The 3,678-nt window shown below is 41.8% G+C and carries 6 protein-coding genes; all 6 read left to right on the forward strand.

Features of this window, described 5'->3' with window-relative positions:
* Window positions 1-122: 122 nt before the first annotated feature.
* The 6 genes from DFR28_RS19360 to DFR28_RS19780 all read left to right on the forward strand — a co-directional run bounded on the left by DFR28_RS19360 (window position 123) and on the right by DFR28_RS19780 (window position 3,493).
* Window positions 123-491 carry a hypothetical protein gene (locus tag DFR28_RS19360; RefSeq protein WP_113956053.1) on the forward strand — a complete coding sequence of 123 codons (369 nt, stop codon included), beginning with the start codon at window positions 123-125 and terminating at the stop codon, window positions 489-491.
* Window positions 492-601: 110 nt separating this feature from the next.
* Window positions 602-931, forward strand: coding sequence for an Imm50 family immunity protein (locus DFR28_RS19365; RefSeq protein ID WP_113956054.1), 330 nt, complete (start codon window positions 602-604; stop codon window positions 929-931).
* A 73-nt stretch (window positions 932-1,004) separates the two neighbouring features.
* On the forward strand, window positions 1,005-1,367 hold the full coding sequence (locus DFR28_RS19370; RefSeq protein ID WP_113956055.1) for a DUF2628 domain-containing protein: 363 nt from the start codon (window positions 1,005-1,007) through the stop codon (window positions 1,365-1,367).
* An 89-nt stretch (window positions 1,368-1,456) separates the two neighbouring features.
* Window positions 1,457-1,882 (forward strand): hypothetical protein, encoded by a 426-nt coding sequence (locus tag DFR28_RS19375; protein ID WP_113956056.1) that lies wholly within the window; start codon window positions 1,457-1,459, stop codon window positions 1,880-1,882.
* Between the two features lie 746 nt (window positions 1,883-2,628).
* Window positions 2,629-3,012 carry a WapI family immunity protein gene (locus tag DFR28_RS19380; RefSeq protein ID WP_113956057.1) on the forward strand — a complete coding sequence of 128 codons (384 nt, stop codon included), beginning with the start codon at window positions 2,629-2,631 and terminating at the stop codon, window positions 3,010-3,012.
* Window positions 3,013-3,103: 91 nt separating this feature from the next.
* The gene (locus DFR28_RS19780) at window positions 3,104-3,493 is read left to right on the forward strand and encodes a hypothetical protein (protein ID WP_170132192.1); all 390 of its coding nucleotides are present in this window, start codon (window positions 3,104-3,106) and stop codon (window positions 3,491-3,493) included.
* Window positions 3,494-3,678 lie beyond the last annotated feature (185 nt).

The following is a 3,678-nucleotide window of genomic DNA, read 5'->3' on the forward strand; positions in this document are numbered from 1 at the left end:
AAAGAGCGAATTTTCGGTGTTAAGAGTGAAAAAATATAACAAGGCACCAAAGTTTACTCCATTCGCTGCGCTCATTCCGCGGGACGTCGCTCCGCTCCGCCCCTTGGCTGGGCGTTAGTGATATGGAAGCATCGAGTTTTGCTATACATCTAGAAAAATCAATACCCAAGTTTAAAGAGCTGTGGGCTATTGAAGACATCTATCGAGAAGAAAATCGGTCTTTTTCACCTCATTCTTTAGTCGCGTTTCTACGAGATTTTATATTATTTGAATATCCTCAAATAAAATCAGAAGAACTAGTTCAAATCGCAAAATCAATTGAGCAAGTATTTATCGAAGACCCAGATTCTCATTGGTCAGATGGCCCAACATTGAAAGATGCATTAATAACCAATTTCTTATCAATAGCTCCAGAGCCAGCCGTTGGCGGGCTATCAATAAAAGAGTATCTAGGGCCTATATCTCAATCCTTATGGGATCGTTGCCCATGAGAAAAATCACTAACAAGGCGCCAAAGCAAGGCTCTGTTCGCTGCGCTCACTCCGCGGGACGCGCAGAAGACGCGCGCCCCTTGGCACGGCGTTAAGTGCACTGAAGGGTCATGATTACCGACGAACAATTAGTCATAGATTACTTCGGGTACTGGCCAAAGTTTTGCGATGGTCGAATTTCTGAATTTTCGATAAAATTTGAAAAAAGAATATTGATATGTATTTTTTATATCGATTCTGATCTTGATAAACGAGCGGCAGTGGAATTAGAGTTTTCAGAAATAGACGATGTTCAGCTGGGCGAGATCGGAAAACAAAACATCATTGATGAACTAAAGATCAACCTTGGTAGCTCTATGGAGGTAGAGTTAGCTGCTTGTGTAGGTTTAGCTGGTTCATTTTCTTGCAAAAAGGCAAAGGTCTTAAATGTGCACACTTAACAAGGCAAAAAACTTTACGCCTTCGGCTCGGACGCGCTACGCGCGCCCGTTTTTGCGGCGTTAGGTTTTTTTAATGAAGTACGACGTGTATTCCAAGTCTGATGATTGCGCCCTTGCTATCCCCACGGGCTTTAATTTTTTTGCATTTCTTTTTCACTGGTGCTGGCTTATTGCATTGAGAATGTATCTTTTTGCACTTATATTTATTCTGCTAGTCTTTTCCGCAATTCTTTTGTCCGAATACCTAGAAGCAAAGGCATTTGCATATCTATCATTTATCGCATGGCTTGCACTCGGGCTTTATGGAAATAAGTTGAGAGCATGGCACCTTCGTTACAGAGGTTATAAAAAAGTTGCTAGTATTGAAGCTCCTAATCCTGAAAAAGCTGTTCAAAGTGTCCTTGGAAATTTCAGTGCACAAAAACCTAACAAGTAGCCAAAGTTCACTTCATTCGCTGCGCTCATTCCGCGGGACGGCTGCTTCGCGCCGCCCCTTGGCTTAGCGTTATATGCAATGAGAGAGTTATGAGAATTAAATACTTCTGTTTTGTAGTGATCGCGATAAGTTCGTTTGACGTCTCAGCATGTAAATGCCCAGATGTAAACTCCAACACACTAGAGTATTCGTTCACTGAATCAGAATGGGTTTTTGTAGGAACATACCAGAAAGAAGAATTTGATAAGATCAATGTAGTCCGTAAAGGCTTCTTTGATATAACCCAGAGACTTAAAGGTGACTTTGGTCAGTTCAGTTTCATTACTCGACCAATCACAAGTTATTTAAGTTGCGCACCTGATATTGGTGTTGGTTTAGAGTATGTTGTTTTTGTTCCAAAAGATCGCCATATCTCAGCATGTAATTTTACTCGCATGTTCGTGCTTGAAAGCCAAAATGAATTTTATGTATTTGGCCCTAAAACCGTAAAGCTGCTTGAACAATTTGCTAAATAATACATATAACAAGTCAAAACACTACCACTCACTACGTTCGTTCGGACGCGCAAAAGACGCGCGCCCGTGTTTGAGGCGTTAGGTGTGTCCTGTCTATTTAGTTAGAGCGGTCGTTGATAATTAGTTTTTCGTCAGTGCCAATTTCCGCGAGTGAGGCAGTCTCGAAAATTGATTCATCGTTGTAAGTTAAGTATTTATATCGTTTTGGTCGATCAGCATTTTTATCACTAAACGAATTCTGATAGTCTGGCTTAATAAACGAAAGAAATGGTTTTGTTCTGTGGAGGCAAAAGGAAGTGCATCAAGTTATCGAAAAAGTCACACCACCTAACAAGGCGTCAAAGTTCACTCCGCCAACAAGTTGGCTCCGCGGGACGGCTGCTTCGCGCCGCCCCTTGGCTTAGCGTTAGGTGTGTCCTGTCTATTTAGCTAAACCAGTCGTTGATAAGAAGTGTTTCGTTGGTGCAAACTTTCTGGTGTGAGGCAGCCTAGAAAACTGGTTCATCGTTGTAAGTTAAGTATTTATATCGTTTTGGTCGAACAGCATTTTTACCACTAAACGAATTCTGATAGTCTGGCTTAGTAAATGATATAAATGGTTTTGTTCTGTGGAGGCAATAAGGAAGTGCATCAAGTCATCGAAAAGGTCACACCACCTAACAAGGCGTCTAAGTGCACTCCGCCAACAAGTTGGCTCCGCGGGACGGCTGCTACGCGCCGCCCCTTGGCTTAGCGTTAGGTGTATCGTGGATATCAAGTTACAAACTAATTTAGAAGACCCAAAATTAGAGTTTCTGAATATTGAAAAATATAGTGACGAATCAGGCTTTGGTAGCACTATTCACGTGATATCAAATGGTTTTACCGCAATGGTTCTAGTTACTTTTGAAATCGGGCCAATGAGAGAATTCATTAATCAGCTTAAGGCCTGCAATCTAAGGTTAGCTGGTTCAGCTACTCTAAAGCCTCTCTGGGAAAATTGGTTTATAGCCTTTACGATCAACGGTACTGGTCAATTAGCGGTAAATGGTAAACTTCATTCAGCAGGTCAAGAACTGTCCTTTAACTTTATGACTGACCAAACATGTTTAAACACGCTAATAGATAATTTTGAAACATGGCAAAAGTAAAAACACTTAACAAGCTTAAAAACTTTCGCTCACTGCGTTCACTCGGACGCGCAGAAAACGCGCGCCCGTTTTAAGGGCGTTAGGTGAACGAATGAATAGAATCGCCATATCGGTAGCTACAGCTGTTGTTGTGGTTCTAGGTGTTTTGCATTCATTATTTGGAGGTTTGCTTGTTCGTCTTGAGCGAAGCGTAATTTACAGTAATGAATTAGTTAGTAGCGGCAGTGATAGTAGTGTAGCGGTGCTAATTGGTTTTGTAGGATTTTTAGTCGCATTTGTTGGTGCCTTACTAAACAAAGCTATATTAAAAACATACTTTTGTAGCCTTATATTTTTGTACGTCATGCTTTATTTGGCTAACTTAGATGTGTCCCTTGTTGGCTCAATCAAGCTCGGTGATTATGCCCTTTTAATATCTATATTGGCGGCGCATGCTCTAGGTGCTTATCACCTAACAAGCCGCTCAAAGTTCAGCAGCTAAAGCTGCTTGGACCTCCGCTGCGTTGCTTGGTGTGTGCTTTTTCGCTACGCTCGCACAAACAAATCAACGCAGCTCCGGCCCCTTAGCGGAGCGTTATGTTTCAGGATAAGTCATGAGCTTCACTGCAACAAACTGTAACGGAGCACTAGAGCTAAGCATATTTTGGCTTGCTTTCATTTCTGGCC

This window comes from Arenicella xantha (genome assembly GCF_003315245.1).
Taxonomy (GTDB): Bacteria; Pseudomonadota; Gammaproteobacteria; order Arenicellales; family Arenicellaceae; genus Arenicella; species Arenicella xantha.

Excerpts from the sequence above, each read along its gene's own strand:
- DFR28_RS19360 (WP_113956053.1), top strand. The coding sequence starts at position 123 with ATGGAAGCATCGAGTTTTGCTATACATCTAGAAAAATCAATACCCAAG.
- DFR28_RS19365 (WP_113956054.1), top strand. The coding sequence starts at position 602 with ATGATTACCGACGAACAATTAGTCATAGATTACTTCGGGTACTGGCCA.
- DFR28_RS19370 (WP_113956055.1), top strand. The coding sequence starts at position 1,005 with ATGAAGTACGACGTGTATTCCAAGTCTGATGATTGCGCCCTTGCTATC.
- DFR28_RS19375 (WP_113956056.1), top strand. The coding sequence starts at position 1,457 with ATGAGAATTAAATACTTCTGTTTTGTAGTGATCGCGATAAGTTCGTTT.
- DFR28_RS19780 (WP_170132192.1), top strand. The coding sequence starts at position 3,104 with ATGAATAGAATCGCCATATCGGTAGCTACAGCTGTTGTTGTGGTTCTA.